The organism is Pseudomonas serbica, assembly GCF_028823535.1.
Lineage (GTDB): Bacteria > Pseudomonadota > Gammaproteobacteria > Pseudomonadales > Pseudomonadaceae > Aquipseudomonas > Aquipseudomonas serbica.
This window is the reverse complement of record NZ_JAQIYM010000080.1, coordinates 1-216: the sequence shown is the minus strand read 5'-3', so window position 1 is coordinate 216 and position 216 is coordinate 1. Positions and strand designations below refer to the sequence as shown.

General features: G+C 65.7%; 1 protein-coding gene. It reads left to right on the top strand.

The features are described 5' to 3' along the window. Positions 1-216 (top strand): (2Fe-2S)-binding protein (locus tag NQL71_RS29830; RefSeq protein ID WP_274643808.1); only part of this gene is annotated, 216 nt, incomplete at both ends.

Below are 216 nucleotides of genomic sequence, written 5' to 3'. Positions count from 1 at the left end.
GCCGACCCGGTCGGCAAGGTCGTGCAGCAGGCCTGGCTCGATACGGCCGTGGCCCAGTGCGGCTACTGCCAGGGTGGGCAGATCATGTCCGCCACCGCGCTGCTCAAGACCCATCCGAACCCGAGCGATGAGCAGATCGAAGAGGCGATGGTCGGCAATATCTGCCGCTGCGGCACCTACAACCGGATCAAGACCGCCATCCGCCAGGCATCCACT